The organism is Pseudomonas sp. TE3786 (genome assembly GCF_054057335.1).
On record NZ_JBSRZF010000018.1, the window covers coordinates 24597 to 48471 of the forward strand.

Sequence of the window (23875 nt, forward strand, 5' to 3'; positions counted from 1 at the left end):
GTCGGCCGTTCAGATGCCGGCCAGATGCAGCACCAGTTTCACCAGCGCAAACAGCACCACCACAAACAATCCGGTGAACAGCAGGCCGATAAAGATGAACTGGCTGGGTTTGCCATGACGGAAATCGCGGGCGCGGTTTTTGCCGCTTTGCACACCGAAGGCGGCGGCCATCACGCTGTGCAGTACTTGCCAGAGGGTAGGGGGCTGATCGTTGTTGTTAGAGTCGTCCATAGCGCGCTCCTGGTTGCATCCCATGCAGCAACCATAGCCGAAGATCGCCACCGGGCCCGGCCTCAGCCATACTAGGTGCCTTCCTTTTTGCCAATACGCTCGTTCTTGCAACGCCGTGCGGAGTTTTTATGAAATACATCCACCAGCGCGAACACCTCAATGAAGACGACATCGTTGTGATTCAGTGCTCGCAAGCCTGCAATATCCGCCTGATGAACGACGCGAACTTTCGCAGTTTCAAGAATGGTGGCCGCCACACCTATCACGGCGGCGCGTTCGTAGATTTCCCGGCCAAGATCGTCGTACCCAGCAGCGGTTTCTGGAATATCACCATCGACACCGTGAGCCGCAAGGCCATCAGCGTTACCCGTAAACCGACGCTGACCCACTCGATCAAGATCGTGCGCAAATCGCCGTCGCAGTTGCGCTGAAGATCAACAACATCGCGGCGCTCCGGTCAGCCGCGATGCTCTTAGAGCTCGGCATAAATCTCACTAAACAGCGGCCGCTCTTCCACCTGGTGCGCCACACACGCTCGCTGCACCTGCCGCAACCGCTCCGGCACCGCCTCACAGCGCTCCAGCAACTCTTCCAGCAAACAGCCAAACGCCCGCGCTTCGATGCCTTGCAGGGCTCGGCCGTGGGCGCTTGCGGGGTCGAAGAACGACGCTGCGCCAAAGTCGCCCAGCAGGCACTGCCCGGCGTCGTTCACCAGCAGGTTATGGCCATACAGGTCGCCGTGCAGAATGCCATTGCTGTGCAAGTGGGCAACGGCCGAAGCGACGGCGCGGGCGATAGCCAAGGCTTCTTCCAGCGCAAAGCGGCGACCCTCGGTGTAAACATCCCGCGTGCAGCTGGCCAGTGACGGCGGGCCGGCCAGTACCTGGTAATCCGCACTGATACGCTCCAGCAACAGCCCCGGCGGCGTGCTGTCCAGCGGCCCCGCCAGGCCAATCAGGTGCGGGTGGTTGCCCGCTGCGATGCACGCGGCCATTTCGCTATGGGGCAGGCCATCGCTGGTGACCTCGCCGCGAAACAGTTTCGCCGCCATGGCACGGCCCTGCCATTGGGCCGCGTGGATAATCCCCGAGGCACCCTGGCCCAGAACCTCGCCTAACTGGATCTGGTGCATGGGGATTGCCGCCATCGGATGGCTGGCCAGTACCGCACGTTCGGCGATATCGCTAACCGGATTGCCAGCAAACGCCAGCCAGGCCAGCGCCGGCAGTTGCATCAGCCAATCGGGCAGCCGTTCGAAGCGGTTGGCGGCGATGCGCAGCAGTTGCAGGTTGCTGCAGGCACTCAGGCTGTCCGGCAACGCGCTCAATCGATTGCCCGCCAGCATCAGTTTTTGCAGGCGCGGACGTTCGCCAAGCGCCGCCGGCAGTTCGGCCACCTGGTTGTCGCTGAGGATCAGCCAGCGCAGCTGCGTCGGCAGTGACGCCGCGGGCACATGGGCGATGCGATTGGCCTTGAAACCGAGCATTTCCAGCTGCGCGCAATCCCCCAGTACTTCCGGCACTGCGCTAAAGGGGTTGTCCGAGCAGAACAGCACCTTGAGCTTGTGCAGGCGTGGCAGATCGGCGGGCAGGGCGCAGAGCTGGTTGCCGGAGAGGTTGAGCACTTCGAGGCTGTCGGCCAGGTCGAAGATTTCCGCGGGGAATTCGCGCAAGTCGCCGGACAGGTCCAGGCGTTTGATGCCGGCCAGTTCGCCACGGCGCAGTTGTTCGAGGGTATGCATAGGTGGCCGTAGGTTGGGTTGAGCGAAGCGAAGCCCAACGGGCTGCGGGTGCATATCTCGAGATCGTTTGTTGGGCTTCGCCGGCTCACCGAGCGCGGACCCACCCAACCTACTCCCCGGGACGGATCAGTTGTCGTAGCCGAGGTTCGGTGCCAGCCACCGCTCAGTCACCGCCAGGTCCTGGCCCTTGCGCGCGGTGTAGCTGTCGATCTGATCCTTATCCACCTTGCCCACGGCAAAGTACTGCGCCTGCGGGTGCGCGAAGTACCAGCCGCTGACCGCAGCCGCCGGGAACATGGCGTAGTGCTCGGTGAGGAACACGCCGCTGACACCCGCCTTGAGCTCCTGCGCCGCCGGGTCGAGCAGCTCGAACAGCGTGCCTTTTTCGGTGTGGTCCGGGCAGGCCGGGTAGCCGGGGGCAGGGCGGATGCCTTTGTAGGCTTCCTTGATCAGCTCGTCGTTGCTCAGGGTTTCTTCCGGGTCGTAACCCCAGTGGGTTTTGCGCACCTGCTGGTGCAGCCATTCGGCGCAGGCTTCGGCCAGGCGGTCGGCGAGGGCTTTGACCATGATCGAGTTGTAGTCGTCGCCAGCGTCCTGATAGGCCTTGGCCACTTCCTCGGCACCGATGCCGGCGGTGGTGATAAAACCGCCCACATAGTCGGTCACGCCGCTGCTTTTCGGCGCGACGAAGTCGGCCAGGGAGAAGTTCGGTTTGCCGTCGGTTTTGATGATCTGCTGGCGCAGGTGGTGCAATTTGGCCAGCGGCTGGCCGTCGGCACCGTACAGTTCGATATCGTCGTCCTGCACCTGGTTGGCCGGCCAGAAGCCGAACACGGCGCGGGCGCGGATCAGCTTTTCGTCGATCAGTTTGCTGAGCATTTCGCGCGCATCTTTGTACAGCGCAGTCGCTGCTTCGCCGACCACTTCATCGGTGAGAATGCGCGGGAATTTGCCGGCCAGGTCCCAGGAGATAAAGAACGGCGTCCAGTCGATGTACTCGGCCAGCACGTTCAGGTCGATATCTTCCAACACCTTTACGCCGGTAAAGCTCGGCACGGTGGGCTGGTAGCTGGCCCAGTCGAACTGCGGCTTTTTCGCCACGGCGGCGGGGTAGCTCAGGCGCTCGGTGCGGGCGCTGCGGTTGGCGGTGCGCTCGCGTACTTCCACGTAGTCTTTACGGGTGCTTTCGACGAAGCCGGCTTTCAGTTCCTTGGACAGCAACTGGGTAGCCACGCCCACGGCGCGCGAGGCGTCGGTGACATACACCACGGCATCGTTCTGGTACTTGGGCTCGATCTTCACCGCGGTGTGCGCTTTCGAGGTGGTGGCACCACCGATCATCAGCGGCAGGGTAAAGCCCTGACGCTGCATCTCGCGGGCGACGTGGACCATCTCGTCCAGCGACGGCGTGATCAGGCCGGACAGGCCGATGATGTCGCACTTCTCGGCAATCGCGGTTTGCAGAATCTTCTCTGCCGGCACCATCACGCCGAGGTCGACGATGTCGTAGCCGTTGCAACCGAGCACCACGCCGACAATGTTCTTGCCGATGTCGTGTACGTCGCCTTTCACCGTGGCCATCAGGATCTTGCCCTTGGCTTCCGGTTTATCGCCTTTTTCCAGTTCGATAAAGGGAATCAGGTGGGCCACGGCCTGCTTCATCACACGGGCGGATTTCACCACCTGCGGAAGGAACATCTTGCCTTCGCCAAACAGGTCGCCGACCACGTTCATCCCGGCCATCAGCGGGCCTTCGATCACTTCGATGGGCCGCGCGCATTGCTGGCGGGCTTCTTCGGTGTCTTCGACGATATGGGTGGTGATGCCTTTGACCAGCGCGTGTTCCAGGCGCTTGTTGACGCCCCAGGAACGCCACTCTTCGGTCTCGGCTTCTTTGACGCTGCCATCGCCTTTGTAGTTGTCGGCAATCGCCAGCAGGGCGTCGGTGCCGTGCGGGGTGCGGTTGAGCACCACGTCTTCCACGCGGTCGCGCAGCTCTTGCGGGATCTGGTCGTAGATCTCCAATTGGCCGGCGTTGACGATGCCCATGGTCAGGCCGTTCTTGATCGCGTAGTACAAGAACACCGAGTGAATCGCCTCGCGCACCGGGTTGTTGCCACGGAACGAGAACGACACGTTGGACACCCCGCCCGAGCTCAACGCATAGGGCAGGTTGTCGCGGATATAGGCGCAGGCGTTGATAAAGTCGACGGCGTAGTTGTTGTGCTCTTCGATGCCGGTGGCCACGGCAAAGATGTTCGGGTCGAAGATGATGTCCTGCGGCGGGAAGCCGACTTCATCCACCAGAATGTCGTAGGAGCGTTTGCAGATCTCGATCTTGCGCTGCTCGGTGTCGGCCTGGCCGAGCTCGTCGAAGGCCATCACCACCACGGCCGCGCCGTAGCGCTTGCACAGCTTGGCGTGGTGCTTGAATTGCTCGACGCCTTCCTTCATGGAAATCGAGTTGACGATGCCCTTGCCCTGAATGCATTTCAGGCCGGCCTCGATCACGTCCCACTTGGAGGAGTCGATCATGATCGGCACGCGGGAAATATCCGGCTCGGAGGCGATCAGATTGAGGAAGGTGACCATCGCCTTCTGCGAATCGAGCATGCCCTCGTCCATGTTGATGTCGATCACCTGGGCACCGGCTTCCACCTGCTGCAGGGCCACTTCCAGGGCTTCGGTGTAGTTGTCTTCACGGATCAGCCGGGCGAACTTGGCGCTACCGGTGATATTGGTGCGCTCACCGACGTTCACAAACAGCGACTGGCGGTCGATGGTGAACGGCTCCAGGCCGGACAGGCGGCAGGCCTTGGGAATATCCGGAATCACCCGCGGTTTGTACTTGGCCACAGCCTCGGCAATCGCCTTGATATGGCCCGGCGTGGTGCCGCAGCAACCGCCAATGATATTGAGGAAGCCGGAGGCGGCGAATTCTTCCACCACCACGGCCATGGCTTCTGGGCTTTCGTCGTACTCGCCGAACTCGTTCGGCAGGCCGGCGTTGGGGTGCGCGGACACATGGGTGTCGGCCTTGCTGGCCAACTCCTCCAGATATGGGCGCAGCTCTTTGGCACCCAGGGCGCAGTTCAGGCCGACCGAGATGGGCTTGGCGTGGCTGATGGAGTTCCAGAACGCTTCGGTGGTTTGCCCGGACAGGGTGCGCCCGGAGGCGTCGGTGATGGTGCCGGAAATCATGATCGGCAGCTCGAAGCCCAGTTCTTCGTACACACCCTGCACGGCGAAGATCGCCGCCTTGGCGTTCAAGGTATCGAAGATGGTTTCGATCAGAATCATATCCGCGCCGCCCTCGATCAGGCCGCGGGTGGCTTCGGTGTAGTTCTCCACCAACTCGTCGAAGGTGACGTTACGGAAACCGGGGTTGTTGACGTCTGGCGACAGCGAACAGGTGCGGCTGGTAGGGCCGAGCACGCCGGCGACGAAGCGCGGACGGTCCGGGGTTTCCAGGGTCTTGGCATCGGCCACTGCACGGGCCAGGCGCGCGCCTTCAACGTTCAGCTCATACACCAGCGCTTCCATGCCGTAGTCGGCCTGGGACACCTGGGTGGCGTTGAAGGTGTTGGTTTCCAGAATGTCGGCACCAGCATCCAGGTAGGCCTTTTCGATGGCCTGAATCACATCCGGACGGCTGAGCAGCAGCAGGTCGTTGTTGCCTTTTACATCGCTCGGCCAATCGGCGAAGCGCTTGCCGCGGTAATCCTCTTCCTCCAGGCGATAGCTCTGGATCATGGTGCCCATGCCGCCGTCGAGAATCAGGATGCGCTCCTTGAGGGCTTGCTGAAGCAACTGGAGGCGAGCGTGGCGATCGGACATGGGACGTACCTGAGAAAGCGCGAAATAAAGTGGGCGCGATAATAGCAAAGCTGCAACGGCCTGGAGCGCCCCATGGGTTTACATGAATCTGGCTCATGTTGGCGATGTCCCTCGTTTCCGGATTCGCGGCTAAAGCGCCGCCCACAGGAGACCGCACATCCATGTCGGAGGGGCTTTAGCCGCGATGTTGTAGATCTTCAGCACTTGACGTTCTGTCCACCGCCGCACACCCAGCACCTGACAACTCCGGAACTGCGCTTCCCGGAGCCTTGGCCAACAATGGCAACCAGTTCAGCCGATTGGCCAAGGAGGATGTGGAATGGATCGTCACGATAAATTGAGCGACACCCTGAGCGACCGCCAACTGGCCTTATTGGCCGATCAGCAGTTGCCGCTGGCGGTGCGCAGTCAGGCGCGGGTGGCCTGGAATTCGCTGGCCTGGAACGGCCGGTGCGACAGCCTGCACAGCTGGCGTCTGGCACGTATCGACGACGAAGAAATCGACCGCCTTGCCAGCTTTTACCGGCGTATGGCCTGCGTTGCGGACGGCTCGATGCAGCGCCACCAGCAGCGCATCGTGCAGCTGCTGCGGGCTCGCCATCAGCAGGACCTGGCCCTGATCCGCGCCTTGGCCCTGCCGGGTCAGGTCATCGTCGCCAGCGCCAATGGCCAGCACAGCGATTTCTACCAACTGGCCGATGAGCAGGCCCTGTCCTCGCTGCTCTGGCAGCACCGCCTGCACGCCACCAGCCTGGCGACCCCGCACACAAACGCGGCGAGTAACCACCAGCGTCTTCTGGCTACCCAGCACAGCCAGGGCCACGACAGCCTGATGCTGCTGTTCACGGCTCGCCCGGTGGTGTTGCAGCTGGATAGCAGCGGCGTGCGCCTGCATGGCGCAGCGACCAGTTACCTGGAAGCCGCCGTCGACATAGTGCCGGCCGCCACCCAGTGGCATGTGCAGGCCGAAACGAAAAAGGCCCAGCGCGCGGCCTGAACCGCTCGCCACGCCTCACTTCTTAAAGGAAATTCGGATATGCAAGAAAGCGCCAAAGTCATGGAAATGGCCGGCTACTGCGCCGCGCACTCGATCTGGAGTGTCTGCGATGGCCAAGCCCTGATCCCCCTGGTTGGCTATCTGGGTACCGACGACAAGTGCTCCATGGAGCGCCTGGCCACTGGCCCGCTGCAGGGCGAACACAGGCTGGCCAGCCTGCACGGCAACCAACTCGGCGCGGTGCTGATCAAGGATGGCTGCATGCCCCTGGGTAGTGAGTCGGCCAGCGGCAAAAGCGCCTGCCTGATTCTCGATGTGCGCTTTGCTGCCGCGCCGCACTGCAAGCTGCAATATGTGTTGCCGTACCGCAGTGGCCTGCATGAAAAAGGCTTTGCCGTCCACAACCCGGTGCTCAGCGAATGCCAGGGTTTCGACGGTGAGCAGGTGGAAATTCTCGGTCAGTTTTTCTTCAGGGGGCTGGCCGCCCATACCCAGGGCAGTGCGATCTGGCACAGCCATTACCAGCCACAGATGGATCAGCACTGCGACCCCGCTGGCCACTTCACCCTAGAAGAACTGCAACTGCTGCGCCGCGCGCCCTTGCTGGTGTTCCGCCTGATGGCCGGTAACCAGGGCGCTCTGGATAAGGCCAGCCTGCCGGGCCTGGCGAGGCTATTGGCGACTGCCGGTAACTACCTCAATCCTTTGCTTAGCCGCCTGGTCGGCCAACTGAGCCATGACCTGTCGACCCTGGCCGCCGATATGCAGGCCGGCAAGGGCAGTGCCGCAGCTGAATTATTGGTGATTCGCCAGGTATTCGAGGCCCATTTACCCGCCGCCGAGAGCCGCGCCTTTGCCCAGGCATTGCTGGCCTTGGCGAGTGATATCGGCGCATTACCGGGGATTGATCGGCGTCGCCAGGCAGCAGTGGCCAGCTGCCTGGGTTTGGCTGAAGTGTGATCTGCTTCACGCTTCTTCTTGCAGTGCTGGCCAGCCCGACAAGTTGTGCCACTAGTGCTCTAAGCATCTGATTTAATAGCCCCGCGCATGGCTGACAGGCACCGCTGTCAACCGTTACAGGGTTGTGGTTTTCCCATTCAAGGAATGAAACATGTCGCAGAATTCCCATCAGCTGTTGTTATTTTTTGCCGATCAGACCAGCCATGAAACGGCGTTGCGAGCCCTGCTGGAACTGCGCCGCGAGGCGCCTGAACGCAGCGCGCCGTTCCAGGCGCAATTGGGCGTCGAACTGAACGAACTCTGGACCGAAAACTGGTTCAACCAGCAGTTCAGTGCCCAGCCCGAATTCCTCCGCCTCGATTTCGACACCTCCACCAGTGCGCCCTTGCCGCTGCAGTTGCTCGGCCAGTTGTTCCAGGGCGCGCTGCGCGCGGCGGTGGTCGAGGTGTTCTACGACCAGGTGGGCGAAACCCAGCGTTATCACTTCAGTGCCGGCAAGCTGGTCAACCGCGATGCTTTTTATCTGGCCGAGCCTGAAGCAGGCCGGGCGGTGGATGGGCAATTGCCTGAGCCCGACGAGGGTGAGTGCATTGAGGTGGCCAAGCCCACCAGCCTCAAGCAACTGTTGGCCGAGCAGAAGAGTGAAGCCAAGCAGCGCGATGAAACCGTGCAGGCCTTTATCGAGTTGGCCAAGGTCTCCCGCGAAACCGGCAGCAACCCGCTGGAAGTGGTGCAGGTGGTGATGGTGTTGGGCGGTCTGGCCAAGGGCCTATTGCAGGCGTTTGTGTTTACCCTGGTGACGGTCCTGTTGTTCAAGGGCGTCTGGCTGTGGATCGGCCTGGGCCTGGTGTTGGCGGTGGTATTGCCGCTGTATTACGCCACCCAGGCCAACAAACCTTTTACCGCCGACGACAACGACAGCCACGACAACGCCGATTCCGACGAAACCCCTGAACAGGAGCAACCCGCATGCTGACCGAAATCGAGTGGTGGGGCGGTGTGCTGATTATCTGGGGTGCCTTGGTGGCCCGTTACCTGTGCCGGTCGGACCACGGCGAAGGCCTGAGCCTGTTCCGTTACACGGCGCTGGTGACCTTTCCCTTGGTCGGCCTGGTATTCGCCTTGTACTTCTATGAGCTGCGCCAACCGGCGTTGCGCTACGCCTTTCTCGGTCTGGCCGCCGCAGCCGGAGTAGCGACCTTGGTGTTTCTAGTGGCCTATTTGCGCCAGGACGATAGCGCCGATGAAGAGGAAGGGGAGGAGGTCGATGCCAACGCCAGCGAGGAGGATGACGAGGAACCCGGCTGGGCGGTCATGTCGTTTGTGCACGTGCTGTTTCTTTCGCCTCTGGCGGTAGCCTTGAGTCTGGTGGCGTTGAAGTCATGGGCTCTGGTGCAAACGCTGTAAGCCCGTTGCGCGTATTGCCATTAGTTGTAGCCGCGCCACCCCGGTGGCCGGTTTTAAGGATTGCCTGCGATGGACGCTGATTCGTTTTCGACCCTGCTGACTCTGTATATGCGCCGTATCCGCGCCAGCGCCTCGGGGGTGGCCAGTGAAATCGGCCTGAGCCGCGAAGCGGTAAATAACTGGCGCAACGGTCTGTCACTGCCCAACCCGAAATCCCGCGACAAGCTGCTGGCCTGCGCCGGGTACCTGCGTCTGACCGAGGCGGAAACCAACCGACTGTTCAGTGCCGCCGGTTTTGAACGGGAGTTTCCCTTGCAGGGCGAGCCGGCGCTGGGCAGCCCGTTTGCCGCGTTTATCGACGCTCTCTTCGCCCAGCTCGAGCGTCTGACGCCGTACCCCATCAGCATGCTGCTGTCCCAGGCGCACTGGGGCCAGCCACCGTTTCGTCTGGAGCTGCTGGCCCGCGCCAAAGCCTTGTATGGCGAGGCTGCCGTGCTGCATATCCAGCCGCCCTATAGCGTGAGTACCGCCAGCGCCGACTATTTCGCCGCCGTGGGCCGTCAATGTGGCTTCGATGGGGTGACCTCTGACTATGAGTTCGAGGCCGCCCTGGAGCAGCGCCTGCTCGCTGGCAATCGCCTGTTCTGCCTGGTCAGTCGCTTCGAGCAAGGTACGCCGCAGCTGCGCGAAACCCTGGCCGGCATCCTGCGCAGCCTCAGCGAAATGCACAGCGGCAACCTGCACCTGCTGCTGTGTGGCGGCGAAGGTCTGGCCGATCTGAAATACCGCAGCGGCGATCTGTCGTTGCTCAATATCGCCCAGGTCAGCCACTGGCCAGAGCTGGGCCTGGCGGATCTGGCCAGCCTGGCCGCGCGCCGCTGGCCCGAGCGGCAGTTCGCCCCGGCGATGCTCGAACACCTGCTGCAAAGCTGCGGCGGACACCCGGCCCTGGCCGAGGAGGGGCTGCAATGGCTGGTGGAATACCCCGCGGTGGACGACGCCTCGCGCCAGGCCCTGCATACCCATTTATGCAGCAGCGCCCGTTTGTGGCAGGCCTTTCAGCCACTGGTGGAAGAGCCGGCGGCCCGCGAGCGGCTGGCCCAGCGTCTGGCCGCCGACGATCTGGGCCGCGCCAGACCCTACCTGGCCGACCCGGAGCTGCGCCGCCTGTTCTGGAGCAACCTGGTATCGGTGCGCGGGCAGGGCGATAACGCCCGCCTGTATTGGCGTTGCGACGTGGTGCGTCAGGCCGGGTTGCAGGTGGTGGAAGCGGGGGCTGAGGGATGAACCTCAAAGCCGTGCTGCTCAACCGCACCTACATCCGCATCGTGGTGATCGGCCTCATCACCTATGCCATTGGCAGCGCCTTGATCCTGCCCAACCTGAACCCGGTGACGCGCTCCAGCGCCCTGACCAATGCCATTGCCTTCAATGGCTGGCAAGAAATCGGCATGTGGCGTGTTGGCATCCACCAGTACTACTCCGACCGTGGCGAGTGGCCGACCGACATCAGTGAACTACAGCCACGCGTGCTGACCGGCAACCTACTGACCGTCACCTCGCCGCAGCCGTTTCGCCTGATCGCCACCTATATCGACGACGAAAAACTCACCAGCGACCTGGCCGGCAAGCGCATCGTGCTGGACTGGAACCCGGAGACCGCGCAGTTCGCCTGTTCGCCCGGCGAGCCGCCGGTGCCGGACAAAGCCTTGCTGCCCAGCTGCCAGCGTTTCGGCAGCGAGGAGCCGGTGGGCGATTCCACCGTCTCCGAGTTGCGCTTTATCGTGATTGTTTGCGTGCTGGTGGTGTTGATCGTCGCTGTGCTGCTGTTGCTGCGCCACCCTTTGCTGGGGCCGGTGCAATCGCGCCCTGACAACCTGCTGCGCCTGCCGATTTCCCAACTACCCAAGCTGGACCGCTTGCTGCGCCTGATGGGCCGCAAGAAAAACACCCTGCTGGCCGCCGGCGTCAGTGCCAGTAACTGGCAGCGCGCCCTGGACCTGGCGGGTGGCGACGGCGCGCAACGGGTAGCTGCCCTGGCCCTGCGCGTGGGCGCCAAATGCCAAGCCAGCAGCGGCTGGACCCTGCCGGGCCGTGTGTACGAGTGGCGTTTCAGCGCCGAGCTGCCAGTCAGCCTGGACCGCTGCCTGGTGTATGTGCCGGAAGATGGCCTGGTCGACGACATGCTGGTGCAGCACCTGCGCGGCATGCAAACCGGCCTCGACGTGATGCTGGTGTTGCCCGTGGCAGACGCCGAAGCGCTGAGCGATTTCTGCCAGGACGCTGCCAACCTTTACGTGGCGGTGGATGAAGCCAGCCAGAGTGAATGGCTGCTGGCCGCCAAACCACTGGACGTGCTCCTGCGCCTGCTGGCCGCGCAACTCAAGGTCACGCGCATTTCGCCCTACCAGACCCGTGGCGGCGTGGTGCGCGCAGGCTCGTTCTTCGGCCGGGCGCAACTGCTGGCCCGGGTGCTCAACCGTGAACCGGCCAATTACCTGGTGGTGGGCGGTCGACAGCTGGGCAAAAGCAGCCTGCTCAAAGCCGTGCAACGACGTCTGGTGGAACACCCACAGATTGCCTGCCACTACATCTCCCTGCGCGACCACCGGCTGGCACCGCGTCTGGCCCTGCAATTCGGTTTGCCGGCAGAAACCGCGCTGGAGCAGGTGCTGGCCCATATAGTCGCCAGCCATGTCGGCAAGCGCGTATTTCTGCTGATCGACGAGGCCGACCTGTTCTTCCGTGACGAATCGAATAACGGTTACCGCCAGCTCTCCACCTTGCGCGCCCTGAGTGAAGAGGGCCGTTGCTGGTTTATGCTCGCCGGCTTCTGGGACCTTTACGCCACCGCCGTACTCGACTACCAATCGCCACTGCGCAACTTCGGCGAAGTACTGACCATCGGCGGCCTGGAGCCCGATGCCTGCCGCGAGCTGGCCAGCGTGCCGCTCAAACACCTGCGCCTTGGCTTTGCCAGCAATGCCTTGGTCGACGAAGTGGTTGAAGCCAGCGGCCAGCGCGCCAACCTGGTGGCGATCATTTGCCAGGAATGCCTGGAGGCCTTGCAGCCGGGCGAACGGGCCATTGGCCGCCACCACCTGCAACAGGCCCTGAGCTCGCAAGCCGTGCAAGACGCCCTGGCCGGGTGGGGCCGCTTGAGCCACGACGAAGACGCCTGCCGCCTGGACCGCATCGTGGTCTACCACACCGCCTGCCACGGCCAGACCAGCCTGCAGGAACTGGTGGCGTTGTTTGCAAACCAGCGGCAACGCGTCGACATGGACGCCCTCAATCGCGCCCTGCAACGCCTGGTGCTGGCCTTTGTCCTGCGCCGCGAACAGAGCCTGTACCGCTTTGCCATGCCATTGTTCGCGTTGCAGTTCGAACCGGCGGAGTTGGAGCTGTTTTTGCGCCAGGAACTGCAGGCCGGCAAGCCGCCGACCCGGGCGGTAGACGGAGGGTCAAGTGGCTGAACTCACCACTGGACAAACCGCTGATTCCAGCATGTGCAACGCTGAGGTTACTGTCGCCAGCAGGCCAACTCGGTACTCAATTCTGCAAGGAAGCGCTGCGCCATGATCAAGCACGATGAAGCCCGTTACGACGCCTTTGCAACGCTTATCGAGGGCCAAAACGAAGCCGAGTTTTTCCCGCTGCTCGCCAGCGCCTATCAGGCCGTCGGGATTGGCGTTGGTCTGGATTTCGCGGCATTGCAAACAGCCTGCGAGCAGGGCCAGATGCCGCCCCGCGAGTGGCGTTTGGCGCTGCTGGCACAAACGCCAGTCGACCTTTTTCCGTACCAACGCTCATTTACCTTCAACGTGATGGAGTGGCATAACCGCAGGCTGTTTGCCGATGCGCCGTGCGCTGCCTGGGTGGAGCGTGGCGAGCGCCTGGTCATGCTTTTGGCACCGCTGTTGGAGGGCCGTTATCTAGCGTCCATCCTGTGGTTTCATACCGACCCTGCCCAGCCTGAGCGTTATCACGATTTTGCCGCCACGGTGGGCGCCGGCCTGCGCGATTGGGCGCAGCAATTGGCTGACGGCAGCGGCGAGTGGGCGGCGGTATATACCTGGATGCGCCAGGCCGGCGCTGATCCGGCGCGGCTATTGAGCGCCATCCCCGAAGACGACCAGGCGCTGACCTATGAGTGGGCAACCGACCTTGCCGGTCTGCGCCTGCTGTTGATCAAGGTCCGTGAACAACTGCTGGCGGGCGCGCCTGGCGATGATCACTGGATCAATCTGCTGCTGGTGAACTCATGGGTCGGTGAGCGTTGGTACCACCGTGAGCCAGCGGCGGCCGAGAACCTGCATCACCACTGCTGTCTGCCGTTGCTTCAGGTGCTTGCCGGTAGCCCACGGCTGCGGGTGCTCGCCAGTCAGGACGGGCTCACCAGTGACTCACCTATTTGCCGACTGTTCCACAAGTTCGACCTGGCGGCCTTGTTCTGCCAGACCCCGGAAAGCTTTCGTGCGCTGATTGATGGCATGTCCGACGAATGCCTGCTCTGGCTCGCCCCGAGCGAGGAGTTTGTGCGCCTTTATCCGCAGGTCGAGCTAATTCGGGAGCAGCAGGTGCTGGCGCGTCTGGGGCAACTCAAGCCGCGGCTGACCACCGAGGAAGGTCTGGCCTGGTATGAACAGGTGCTTGGGCAACTGTCCGGGAATACGTTCAATGCCGTGCTGGAACAGCTGATGGACAAGATAGGTGAGCAGCGTTTGCACCCGCTGATCACTGGCGTGTTGCTGTCGCGCGCGGACCAGCACTACCCGTATTGCCTGCTGGAATTTATCGACAATGCCGACTGGCTCTACAGCTACCTGGCTGGCGACAACCCATGGCTACACCGCAAGGCCGCCGATCGTCTGTTCAGTGTGGCCACGACGCGCGATGAGACGGACGAGCCCTCAGACGATGACGACTTCGAGCGCCCCTACCGCTACATCCGTCACCCGTACAACTGGCCGCTGCTGCTCGAAGCCTCGGGCAACTACCCGGCGGTGTTTGTCGACACCCTGCGCTCCTACAACCTCGATCACGACGATCTGAGCCGCTGGGAATTGATCTGGAACCGACTTGACTCGCAAGACCGCGTGGAGATGGCACAGCGAGTTCTGGGTGTGGGCTTCAACAAGTACTACGGCCCAGCCGTGCTGGAAATGGCCGCGCGCCTCTATCAACAACAGCGCGAGCCCTGGCACGCGGCAGTCGCCAGTGAGGATGGCAGAATTCTGTGCCAGGAAATCGCGGTAATCGGTCCACTGGATACACCGTTGCAGGAGCTGCTGCCGGCGATGGCCGCCCGTTACCTGATGGACAGCAGCGGCTGGATGAGCGGCGGCACCAAAGCGCCATTGCCCAGCGTTTATGTGACGCGTGCCCTGGCTGCCCACCCACAGGCCTTTGCCGAGCTGGAAGAAAAGGCGCAGATCAAACTGCTGCCGCTGTTCAACGATGCCGCTGTACTGGCCTGCGCCGCCACCCTCGCGCAGCTGTTCGCCAGCAGCTCGAAGCTGCTGCGTGAACCGGCCGTCACGCTGATCGCACGCAGCAGCGCTGCGACCCTCGACACCGCGAATCTGCTCGCAGCAGCTCCCAAGGCGCGCAAGCTGGTGCTGATCGGCATGGCACTGTCCAGCGAGGCGGCCATGCTCGAACTGATCACCCGCCATTTCGGCGACAAAGCCCACGACGACTACAGCCGTGGCCTCAGCCTGGATGCCCTGGAGCGCGGCGGCCAGTCGCTGAAGGGCCTCGACCCCTGGGCCGAGCTCGACCTGGCCAGTCTGCAAACCCAGGCGCAGGGGCTGAAAATTCCGGCCGCTGTGAGCAAATACTGGAACGACGAATTCGCCGCGCTGTTGGCCCCCTTGGGCGAGGCGCTGGGCCTGCAATTGCTGCACCTGCTCTACAGCGGTGGCGAACGCTTGCCGCGGCGTGCGCGGCAATTGCTGAGCTTTTTGCCGGCAGGCCAGCGCAGTGATTTCGCCTGGCTCGGCGTGCGCCAATGGATCGCCAGCAACGGCGCCACCGAGCTCGACTGGCTGCTGCTGACACTGCCGGTGTACGGCGATGAACGCATTGCCAACGACCTGGTAAAAGCGATCAAGGACTGGAAAAAAGCCCGCAAACAGAAAGCCAGCGCGGCCATGCGCCTGCTCTGCCAGTTGCCCGGCAACTTCGGCGTGGCCCAGGTGCGTGAGCTGTGGGAGAGCGGCAAGTTTTCCGAATCCATCGAAAGCGCTGCCGAGCTGGCGCTTACCGAAGCCGGGCAGCGCCAGGGCATGAGCCTGGCCGAGTTTCTCGAACAATTGGTGCCGGACTTCGGCATGACCCACCAGGGCCTGATGCTGGATGTTGGGCCATATCAGTACGTGGTGCGCATGCGCCCCGACCTGAGCCTGGTGGTGCTGGACGAAAAGGGCAAAACAAGCAAAAGCCTGCCCAAGGCCAAAGCCGGTGAAGACCTCGACAAACGCAGCCTGGCGGAAAACCAGTACAAGGCCCTGGCGAAGAACCTCAAGCCGGTGTTCAAACAGCAGAGCAAACGCCTGACCCGCCTGTTCCAGCTGGGCAGCCGTTGGCCGACCGCTACCTGGCAGCGCCTGTTTGTCGAGCATCCGTTGATGGCCGTGATCGCCCAGTCGGTGGTGTGGTCGGCAGACGACGCCCAGGGCCAGCCGCTCAAGCGTTTCCGTCCGGCAGAGGGCGGCGAACTGATCGACCTCAACGACGAGCCCTACCAACTGCCGGCCGATGCCGTGGTGCACGCCACCCACCCGCTGGAACTGGACGAGGCCGAACGCGCCGCCTGGGTGACGCACTTCGCCGATTACGCGCTGCAATCGCCAATCGAACAGTGGAGCACCCCGGTGCTTGTCCCCGATGCGGAGCTGCTGAGCGCCGACCGCTTGCCGCTACCTGCTGACAAACTCATCAACCGCGGCAAGTTCGCCAGCCTGGTGGACAAATGGGGCTACAGCAAAGGCCAGGCCGGTGATGGCGCGCAGGTGTGCGAACACACCTGGCTGCTCGACGGCGGGCAACTGCTGGTGACGCTCAACCACGGCGATATCTTCGTGTACTTCGATCCCGATGCCACCGTGAGCCTGCACGACATGCAGGTGCACCGTCGCGACGGTGAGGGGTTTGCCCGCCAACGCCTGGGCGATCTGCCGCCGGCCTTTCTCAACACCTTGCTGGTACAGGCCGCCGCGTTAAGCGCGCAGGCCCTGTAGTCAGCCAGTTTGGCCCGTATTTTTTGCAAGGAGCGCAAGCAAATGATCAAGCACGACATACAACGGTTTAAGGGGTTTATCGAACTCTCCAACTGCGAAAACCGCGTCGATTTTTTCGCCCGCCTGAAACAGGTGTACCAGGGCTTCGGTATTGGCCAGGGCCTGGATGTCGCCGAGCTGCAAAGCGCCTGGGAGAACGGTACAGACCTGCCGCTGGACTGGCGCCAGGCATTGGCGGCGCAGACGCCGATCGATCAGCAGGCGTACGACTACTTCGACAGCTTCAAACCGTCCGAGCGTTTGCGCAGCGCCCTGTTCACTGGCGAGCCGGCGGCGCACTGGCTGGCGCAGGGCGAGCACCTGGCCGTGCTGTGCGCGCCGCTGGTGCGCCCCCGCACGTTGCACCACGTGTTGAAACTGGACACCAGTACGCTCAGCGCCGACCAAGACAGCGGCTACGACGCCACCCTGGGCGCGGGCCTGCGGGAGTGGGCGCAGCAAATTGCCGACGGTACGGGGCAGTGGGGCCCGGTGAATCGCTGGCTGGCAACCGCCGGCGCTGCGCCCGGCATGCTCGCCGAGATTCTGGCCGAGCGCACCGTGTCGGTTGCCAACGTGGTGGACCTTTCTGGCTTGCGCCTGCTGCTGGTTCTGGTGCGCGAGCGCTTGCTGCTCGACCAGACCAGCGATGACAGCTGGATCGATTTGCTGCTGACCCACCTGCGCAACCTGGCGCCGACCTGGGAAATACGTCACTTGCAAAGCCCTTTGCTGTGGCTGCACAACTACACGTTGCCGCTGCTGCGCAGCCTGTGCGCCAGTCCGCGTCTGGAGCAGATGCTGACGGACGAGGACGGCACCGAGCGGTGGCTGGTCGAGGGGCTGTTTCAGGACCTGCGGGCGGTTGAGCTGGTGGTGCTGCCAAACGACCGTTACCTGCACCTGGTGAACAACACCACGGGGATGAGCTTCGCCAATCTGGAACTGACCGGGGCGTTGGCCCTGCAGTATCCCGATTGCGCATTGAAGTACCAGCAACGCCTGTTTGCCCGGCGTCAGATCGTCAATCCCACCCTCGATACCCCTGAGGCTCAGGCCTGGTACCTGTCGGTTATCGACCAGCTCGACAGCTACTTTTTTGAAAAACTATTCAACCAGGTGGGAAGCAGGAGCACGGCCGAGCAGTTGCACCAGATGATCAGCCTGTACCTGTGCCCGCGTGAAGAGCAGCGCTTTCCCTGGGAGCTGTTGGCGCGGTTGAACAATGCCGAACATCTGTACAGCTACCTGGACTGCAAGAACGTGTTGTTCCGCAACCAGCTGCCCGACTGTCTGTTCAAACTGGCGACCACGCAGCCTGATGAAGCGCCGAGCCAGGCGGACACCGAAGATAGCTACGACGAGCTACCCAACACCTACGTCAAGCATGCGCAGAACTGGGCGGTGTTGCTCAGGGCCTGCGAGCGTTATCCGAACCTGTTTGTCGGCACGTTGCAGGCTCATACCCTCAAGCGTGACGACCTCGAGCGCTGGGAATTGGTCTGGAACAAGGTAGAGGGGGAGGCGCGCGTGCAGGTGGCCGGTGCGTTTCTGGAAGCCTGCACCCACAAGCGGTATGGCGCGCAGGCGCTACTTGTGGTCGAGCGTTTGTACGCCCAGGGCGCCGAGCCCTGGTTTCGGGCCATTACCCACGGCGAGAGTTACTACCTGCATAGCGAGCTCGAAACGTTCAGCCGCGTTGAAACGCCGCTGTTGCAACTGCTGCCCGCGTTGGCTGCCCGCTATCTGGCCGTCGATGACGAGTGGGCCACAGACGCCGACCCCGACCATCTGGCCATTCGTGCCGGCGTGGTACGGGCGTTGGTGACGTACCCGCAGGCGTTTGCCGAACTCGACGAAAAGTGGCGCATTCGCTTGCTGGCGGTGTTCGATGACTGCGCGTTGCTGGCCTGTGCCGACGCCGTGGCCAAGTTGTTCACCAGCAGCTCGAAAACCCTGCGCGAGCCAGCGGTGGCGCTTATCGCCCGTAGCAGCGCTGCGGCCATCGAAGCCGCGAACCTGCTTGCTGCGCCCACCAAAGCGCGCAAGCTGGTGTTGATCGGCCTGGCCAAGACCAGCGAGCCGGCAGGGCTGGAGCTGGTCAACCGCTACTTCAAAGACCCGGCCCACGACGACTTCAGCCGTGGCCTGAGCCTGGATGCGCTGGAGCGCGGCGGCTACTCCCTGGCCGGTCTGGATGCCTGGGCCGATGCCGACCTGGCGACCCTGCAGGCGCAGGCCGCGGGCCTGAAAATTCCGGCGGCGGTCAGCAAATACTGGAACGAAGAATTCTCCACGCTCTTTGCACCGCTGGAGGATGCCCTGGGCCTGCAACTGCTGCAGTTGCTATTCGAAGCCAGCGAGCAGTTGCCACGCCGCGCCCGTCATCTGCTCGACCTGCTGCCCGCTGGCCGGCGCAGCGACTTCGCCTTGCTTGGCGTGCAGCAATGGGCGGCCGCCAACGGGGCGGTGGAGCTCAACTGGCTGCTGCTGACGTTGCCGCTTTACGGCGATGAACGCATCGCCAATGAGTTGGTAAAAGCGATCAAGGACTGGAAAAAGGTGCGCAAGGTGAAAGCCAGTGCCGCCATGCATCTGCTTTGCCAGTTGCCGGGCAACTTCGGCGTTTCCCAGGCCCGTGATCTATGGGAAAGCGGCAAGTTTTCCGACTCCATCGAAATAGCCGCCAAAGAGGCGCTGAGTGCGGCAGCCGAGCGGCGTGGCATGAGCCTCGGCGAGTTCCTCGAACAGCTGGTGCCCGACTTCGGCCTTACCCATCAGGGGCTGGTGCTGGATGTTGGCCCCTATCAGTACGTGGTGCGCATCCGCCCGGACCTGAGCCTGCTGGTGCAGGATGAAAACGGCAAAATCAGCAAAAGCCTGCCCAAGGCCAAAACAGGGGAAGACGCCGACAAACGCAGTGTCGCCGAGAACCAGTTCAAGGCCCTGGCCAAGAACCTCAAGCCGGTGTTCAAGCAGCAGGTCAAACGCCTGTCGCGCCTGTTCCTGTTGGGCAGCGCCTGGCCGAGCGACACCTGGCAGAAGCTGTTTATCCAGCACCCGCTGATGGCGGTGCTGGCGCAAGCGGTGGTGTGGTCGGCGGACGATGCCCACGGCCAGCCTTTGCAACGCTTTCGCCCGGCCGAGGGCGGTGAGCTGATCGACCTCAATGACGAGCCCTGGAGCCTACCGGCCGATGCCGTGGTGCACGTCACCCACCCGCTGGAATTGGAAGAAGCCGAGCGCGCCGCCTGGGTGACGCACTTTGCCGACTACCAGTTGGAGTCGCCGATCGAGCAGTGGACCACTCAGATCGTGGTGCCCGAGGCCGGGATTCTCGCGGCTGACCGCTTGCCGCTGCCGGCGGGTAAACAACTCAACCGCGGCAAGTTCGGCAGTCTGGTAGAGAAGTGGGGCTATATCAAAGGCCAGGCCGGCGACGGTGCGCGGGTCAATGAACACATCTGGCGTGCTGATGGTGGGCGTTGGTTGGTGACCCTCAATCACGGTGATATCGACGTGTACTTCGATGCTGAAGCCAAGGTCAGCCTGGAGAACATCGAAGTGCACCGGCGTGGCGCCAAGGGCTTTGAGCGGCAACGGCTGGGGGATCTGCCGCGGGCGTTTCTCAACACCTTGTTAAGCCAGGCGCAGACCCTGGAAGCCAATGCGCTGTAAGGGCCTGACGGCCCGTTTGTGACCTTTTACTTTTTGCAGGGAACGCCATGCTCAAGCACGACCAACAACGATTTCAGGCTTTTGCCAACCTGGGTGACAGCGTCGATGAAGCCGACTTTTTTGCCCGCCTCAACGCCGGCTACAACGACGTCGGCATCGGCAAGCAGTTGGACTTTTCCGCCATTCCTGCGGCCTGGGCGCAAGGCGTAGTGCTGCCGCTGGACTGGCGCAAGGAACTGGCCACGCAGATGCCGTTCAGCCAGCGCAGTTACAGCGGCGATGGCACCTATGTGGCCATGGACGCCATTCACAAAAAGCTGTTTGTCGGTGCCCCGGATGCGAGCTGGATAGCGCGCGGGGAATGGTTGGTGGTGTTGCTGGCGCCGCTTCTGGAGTTCTACCCGCTGGCGTCGGTGTTTCTGCCGCGCGATCACCGAACCGACGCCGGTCGCTACAAAAAAGCCAACGCCACCCTGGGTGCCGGGCTGCGGGAGTGGGCCGCGCACCTGGGTAAAGGCACTGGCGAGTGGGGTGAAACAAACGCCTGGCTGCGCAGCGCCGGGGCACAACCGAACTCGCTGGCCGCTGCTTTGGTGCCCGGCAAAGGCGCCCTGGAGGCCTATCGCATTGACGGCCTGGGCGCTCTGCGTCTGCAACTGGTGCTGGTTCGTGAGCAATTGCTGCTGGGCACGCTGACCAACGACTTCAGTGTCGACATCTTGCTTGGCTGCATGAAGGTACTGGTAGACAGCAACGCCGCCAAAGAGCTCGACGTGCCGTTGGGCGGCTTGCACCAGTTCAGCTTGCCGTTGCTCAAAGCGCTGGTCGGCGACCCGCGCTGGGGCAAGATGCTCGCCGCACCCGATAGATATGGCTACGACATCCTCGGCCGGTTGCTCAACGGCTATGCTGCTGGCGGCCTGTTTGCTGACAGTGCCGATGGCTTCCGGGCGTTTCTGGCGCCCCTGTCCGAAACGGTGTTGCGCTGGACAAAGGCGACCGAATCCTTTGCCGATCGCTACCCCGAAGCGGCCCTGATACTCGAGCAAACGCACTATCAGCGCCTTGGAGAATTCACCCCGCGCAGCACTTCGCCCGAGGCCCGCGCCTGGTACCTGAGCATTCTCGAATCCCTGTCCGGCCGCCTGTTCAGCGACGTGCTCGACCAGTTCAAACGCAGTGGCGATGAAGCGCAGTTGCATCAGGTGATCACCCAGTACCTGAGCCCGCGTGACGAGGAGCAGGACTTTAGCTGGGAGCTGCTGAAAAACTTCAGCAATGGCGAGTACCTTTACAGCTACCTGAGCAGTAGCAACCCCACCCTCAGCGCGCGGGCGGCTACGTATCTGTTCGACGTGGCGACCATTCGCCTGGTGAGCGAAAAGCAAAACGACGAGCGCGCCGACGCCTACGCCAAACACCCGCAGAACTGGCCGCTGTTGATGCAGGCCAGTGAGGCGTTTCCAGCATTGTTCATCGAGATCCTTGACCAGGAGATTCAACGCGACGACTTGGAGCGCTGGCAACTGCTGTGGGATGTGACGACGGCCGAGGGCAAGGCCAAGGTGGCCGCCACCTGCATGCAGACGCTGCAGGTGAAGTACATCCGTGCGCCGTTGATCGCGTTTATGGAGCGCCTGTACGCGCAGCACCCCGAGGCTTTCCACGCCTATATCGATAAGGAAAGCGGCTGGTCTGCAGATGAACAGATTCTCGCCCTGGCCAAGCAGAAAACCGCGTTGATGCAACTGGTGCCGCACCTGGCCGCCCGCGCTCTGGTGGCCGACAAAGACTGGGCGCGCCACGTGGCACGCAACCCGAAAAGCGCGGCCGCCATCGCCGCCAAGACCCTGGTGGAATGCCCGCAGGCCTTTGCCGTGCTGGATGACAAAGCGCGCCTGCGCCTGCTGCAATTGTTCGACGACAGCACCCTGGTGGCCTGTGGCGAACCCTTGGCCAAGCTGTTCAACAGCAGCTCGAAAACCCTGCATGACCCGGTGCTCGCCTTGCTCACCCGCAGCAGCGCCGCCGCCATTGAAGCGTCCGGGCTGCTGAATGCCGCGCCCAAAGCGCGCAAATGGGTGCTGCTGGGCATGGCGCTGGCGAGCGACCCGGCCATGGCCGCACTGGTCAACCGCCACTTCAACGACGAAGCCCACGACGACTACAGCCGCGGCCTCAGCCTCAACGTGCTGGAGCGCGCCGGACTGGCGGTGACCAGCCTTGATAGCCATGCCGAAATCGACCTCGCCGGCCTGCAGAAAGAAGCAGCGGGGGTAAAGATTCCTGCTGCTGTCAGCAAGCGCTGGAACGACGAGTTCGCCACAGTGCTGGCGCCACTGGGCGAAGCGCTGGGGCGCCAGCTGATGTTTCTGCTGTTCGATGGCGGCCAGCAGATTCCCCGGCGCGTGCGGCAGATTCTGGAGTTTCTGCCGGCCGGCCGGCGCAGCGATTTTGCCTTCCTCAGCGTGCAGCAGTGGATCGCCGCCAATGGTGCGGGAGAGTTGGACTGGATGCTGCTCACCGTGCCCGAGTTCGGTGATGAGCGGGTGGCCAATGCGTTGGTGAAAGCGGTCAACGACTGGAAAAAACTGCGCAAAGTGAAAGCCAACGCCGCCCTGCAGTTGCTCTGCCAACTGCCGGGCGACTACGGGGTGTTCCAGGCCCGCGACCTGTGGGAAAACGGCAAGCTCTCCGATGCCGTGCTGATCGCCGCCCGCCAGGCGCTCACCGAGGCCGCCACCCGGCGCGGCATGATCTTCAGTGAATTGCTCGAACAGCTGGTGCCCGACTTCGGCCTGACCCACAAGGGCCTGCTGCTGGATGTCGGTCCGTATCAGTACGTGGTGCGCATGCACGCCGACCTCAGCCTGGTGGTGATTGACGAGAACGGCAAAACCAGCAAAACCCTGCCCAAAGCCAAAGCCGGCGAGGATGCCGACAAACGCAGCCTGGCGGAAAACCACTTCAAGGCCCTGAGCAAAAACCTCAAACCGGTGTTCAAGCAGCAGAGCCGACGTCTTGCCCGCCTGTTCCAGTTGGGTAGCGCCTGGCCGGCCGCCACCTGGCAAAAACTGTTTATCCAGCACCCGCTGATGGCGGTAATCGCGCAGACCGTGGTGTGGTCCGCCAACGATGGCCAGGGCCAGCCGCTGCAGCGCTTCCGTCCGGTAGCCGGGGGCGAATTGATCGACCTTAACGACGAGCCCTACAGTCTGCCTGCCAACGCCATCGTGCACGCCACCCACCCGCTGGAGCTGGAAGAAAGCGAGCGCGCCGCCTGGGTGGCGCACTTCAAGGACTACCAGCTGGAGTCGCCTATCGAACAGTGGACCACCCCGGTGCTGGTGCCGCCGGCTGACGTTATGGCCGCCGACCGCCTGGCCCTGCCGGCACGCAAGAAGCTCAACCGCGGCAAGCTCGGCAACCTGTTGGAAAAATGGGGCTACAGCCGCGGGCAGGCCGGCAGTGGCGGGCGCATCAACGAGCACACCTGGCTACTGGACGGCGGCCGCTGGCGCGTCACCCTCAACCACGGCGCCATTGGCGTGTACTTCGACCCGGACGCCAAGGTCGGTCTGCAAGACATTCAGGTACACCGCCGTGAAGGCGAGGGTTTTGCCCCGCAGCGTCTGGGTGAACTGCCGCCAGCGTTTCTGAACACCTTGCTGCACCAGGCGCAAACCCTCGAAGCCCATGCGCTGTAAGCCCGGCTCAATAATTTTTTGCACGGATAGCACC

Annotated in this window: 13 protein-coding genes; 10 read left to right on the forward strand and 3 right to left on the reverse strand. The window is 62.9% G+C overall.

What is annotated here, in order from left to right:
- Positions 1 to 9 precede the first annotated feature (9 nt).
- Entirely contained in the window at positions 10 to 231 is a 222-nt protein-coding gene (locus tag ACVW0Y_RS18530) for a DUF2970 domain-containing protein (RefSeq protein ID WP_457440268.1), read from the reverse strand.
- Positions 232 to 359: 128 nt separating this feature from the next.
- On the opposite strand from ACVW0Y_RS18530, the gene ACVW0Y_RS18535 reads away from it, so the two are divergent.
- Positions 360 to 662, forward strand: coding sequence for a DUF1883 domain-containing protein (locus tag ACVW0Y_RS18535; RefSeq protein WP_457440270.1), 303 nt, complete (start codon positions 360 to 362; stop codon positions 660 to 662).
- 41 nt (positions 663 to 703) lie between these two features.
- Here ACVW0Y_RS18535 and ACVW0Y_RS18540 read toward each other — a convergent pair whose 3' ends face one another.
- A complete protein-coding gene (locus tag ACVW0Y_RS18540; protein ID WP_457440272.1) occupies positions 704 to 1972 on the reverse strand; it encodes a leucine-rich repeat-containing protein kinase family protein in 1269 nt (422 codons plus the stop codon).
- 126 nt (positions 1973 to 2098) lie between these two features.
- On the reverse strand, positions 2099 to 5809 hold the full coding sequence (metH, locus tag ACVW0Y_RS18545; protein WP_457440274.1) for a methionine synthase: 3711 nt from the start codon (positions 5807 to 5809) through the stop codon (positions 2099 to 2101).
- Between the two features lie 319 nt (positions 5810 to 6128).
- On the opposite strand from metH, the gene ACVW0Y_RS18550 reads away from it, so the two are divergent.
- The 9 genes from ACVW0Y_RS18550 (at position 6129) to ACVW0Y_RS18590 (ending at position 23841) form a co-directional block, all read left to right on the forward strand.
- Positions 6129 to 6806 carry a hypothetical protein gene (locus ACVW0Y_RS18550; protein WP_457440276.1) on the forward strand — a complete coding sequence of 226 codons (678 nt, stop codon included), beginning with the start codon at positions 6129 to 6131 and terminating at the stop codon, positions 6804 to 6806.
- Positions 6807 to 6845: 39 nt separating this feature from the next.
- Positions 6846 to 7766 (forward strand): hypothetical protein, encoded by a 921-nt coding sequence (locus tag ACVW0Y_RS18555; RefSeq protein WP_457440278.1) that lies wholly within the window; start codon positions 6846 to 6848, stop codon positions 7764 to 7766.
- A 151-nt stretch (positions 7767 to 7917) separates the two neighbouring features.
- Positions 7918 to 8742, forward strand: coding sequence for a hypothetical protein (locus ACVW0Y_RS18560; RefSeq protein WP_457440280.1), 825 nt, complete (start codon positions 7918 to 7920; stop codon positions 8740 to 8742).
- A complete protein-coding gene (locus tag ACVW0Y_RS18565) occupies positions 8736 to 9173 on the forward strand; it encodes a hypothetical protein (protein ID WP_457440282.1) in 438 nt (145 codons plus the stop codon). Before ACVW0Y_RS18560 ends, ACVW0Y_RS18565 begins: the two co-directional genes overlap by 7 nt.
- Positions 9174 to 9242: 69 nt before the next feature.
- The gene (locus tag ACVW0Y_RS18570; protein WP_457440284.1) at positions 9243 to 10460 is read left to right on the forward strand and encodes a hypothetical protein; all 1218 of its coding nucleotides are present in this window, start codon (positions 9243 to 9245) and stop codon (positions 10458 to 10460) included.
- Entirely contained in the window at positions 10457 to 12649 is a 2193-nt protein-coding gene (locus ACVW0Y_RS18575; RefSeq protein WP_457440286.1) for an ATP-binding protein, read from the forward strand. Before ACVW0Y_RS18570 ends, ACVW0Y_RS18575 begins: the two co-directional genes overlap by 4 nt.
- A gap of 102 nt (positions 12650 to 12751) precedes the next feature.
- Positions 12752 to 16417, forward strand: coding sequence for a DUF4132 domain-containing protein (locus ACVW0Y_RS18580; protein WP_457440288.1), 3666 nt, complete (start codon positions 12752 to 12754; stop codon positions 16415 to 16417).
- A 42-nt stretch (positions 16418 to 16459) separates the two neighbouring features.
- Positions 16460 to 20134 (forward strand): DUF4132 domain-containing protein, encoded by a 3675-nt coding sequence (locus ACVW0Y_RS18585; RefSeq protein ID WP_457440290.1) that lies wholly within the window; start codon positions 16460 to 16462, stop codon positions 20132 to 20134.
- A gap of 47 nt (positions 20135 to 20181) precedes the next feature.
- The gene (locus tag ACVW0Y_RS18590; protein ID WP_457440292.1) at positions 20182 to 23841 is read left to right on the forward strand and encodes a DUF4132 domain-containing protein; all 3660 of its coding nucleotides are present in this window, start codon (positions 20182 to 20184) and stop codon (positions 23839 to 23841) included.
- Positions 23842 to 23875: the final 34 nt, after the last annotated feature.

Excerpts from the sequence above, each read along its gene's own strand:
- ACVW0Y_RS18530 (WP_457440268.1), bottom strand. The coding sequence starts at position 231 with ATGGACGACTCTAACAACAACGATCAGCCCCCTACCCTCTGGCAAGTA.
- ACVW0Y_RS18535 (WP_457440270.1), top strand. The coding sequence starts at position 360 with ATGAAATACATCCACCAGCGCGAACACCTCAATGAAGACGACATCGTT.
- ACVW0Y_RS18540 (WP_457440272.1), bottom strand. The coding sequence starts at position 1,972 with ATGCATACCCTCGAACAACTGCGCCGTGGCGAACTGGCCGGCATCAAA.
- metH (WP_457440274.1), bottom strand. The coding sequence starts at position 5,809 with ATGTCCGATCGCCACGCTCGCCTCCAGTTGCTTCAGCAAGCCCTCAAG.
- ACVW0Y_RS18550 (WP_457440276.1), top strand. The coding sequence starts at position 6,129 with ATGGATCGTCACGATAAATTGAGCGACACCCTGAGCGACCGCCAACTG.
- ACVW0Y_RS18555 (WP_457440278.1), top strand. The coding sequence starts at position 6,846 with ATGCAAGAAAGCGCCAAAGTCATGGAAATGGCCGGCTACTGCGCCGCG.
- ACVW0Y_RS18560 (WP_457440280.1), top strand. The coding sequence starts at position 7,918 with ATGTCGCAGAATTCCCATCAGCTGTTGTTATTTTTTGCCGATCAGACC.
- ACVW0Y_RS18565 (WP_457440282.1), top strand. The coding sequence starts at position 8,736 with ATGCTGACCGAAATCGAGTGGTGGGGCGGTGTGCTGATTATCTGGGGT.
- ACVW0Y_RS18570 (WP_457440284.1), top strand. The coding sequence starts at position 9,243 with ATGGACGCTGATTCGTTTTCGACCCTGCTGACTCTGTATATGCGCCGT.
- ACVW0Y_RS18575 (WP_457440286.1), top strand. The coding sequence starts at position 10,457 with ATGAACCTCAAAGCCGTGCTGCTCAACCGCACCTACATCCGCATCGTG.
- ACVW0Y_RS18580 (WP_457440288.1), top strand. The coding sequence starts at position 12,752 with ATGATCAAGCACGATGAAGCCCGTTACGACGCCTTTGCAACGCTTATC.
- ACVW0Y_RS18585 (WP_457440290.1), top strand. The coding sequence starts at position 16,460 with ATGATCAAGCACGACATACAACGGTTTAAGGGGTTTATCGAACTCTCC.
- ACVW0Y_RS18590 (WP_457440292.1), top strand. The coding sequence starts at position 20,182 with ATGCTCAAGCACGACCAACAACGATTTCAGGCTTTTGCCAACCTGGGT.